Source organism: Gilvimarinus sp. 1_MG-2023 (assembly GCF_030548285.1).
In genome coordinates this window covers 1-324 of record NZ_JAUOSC010000569.1, presented here as the reverse complement: position 1 = coordinate 324, position 324 = coordinate 1, and the positions used below count along the sequence as shown (strand labels likewise).

The 324-nt window shown below is 59.6% G+C and carries 2 protein-coding genes; both read left to right on the top strand.

Translation table 11 applies throughout. From position 1 onward, the window contains the following. The first annotated feature begins 5 nt into the window (after positions 1–5). A complete protein-coding gene (locus Q4563_RS18125) occupies positions 6–146 on the top strand; it encodes an iron chelate uptake ABC transporter family permease subunit (RefSeq protein ID WP_336623054.1) in 141 nt (46 codons plus the stop codon). Beyond that, on the top strand, positions 143–324 hold a 182-nt coding region (locus Q4563_RS18120), incomplete at its 3' end, for an ATP-binding cassette domain-containing protein (protein WP_303605493.1). The genes Q4563_RS18125 and Q4563_RS18120, both read left to right, overlap by 4 nt.

The following is a 324-nucleotide window of genomic DNA, read 5'->3' as shown; positions in this document are numbered from 1 at the left end:
GAGCATTGCTGTTGCTGTTGGCTGATTCGCTGGCCCGCACCTGGATGGCCCCGGCCGATTTACCGGTCGGGCTGGTCATGGCGCTCCTGGGTGGGCCGGTTTTCCTGCTGTTGTTGATGCAGCAGAATGGAGGGCAGTCACGATGATCCGGGCTGATGCGGTATCGGTCGTCAAAGGGCGAAGTACGCTGCTGGACTCGGCTTCCATGGTGTTATGCACTGGTGAGCGGCTGGCGGTACTGGGTGCGAATGGTGCCGGAAAATCAACCTTGCTATCCTGTTTGTGTGGCGAGAATACCGATTACGACGGGCAAGTGTGGCTGGG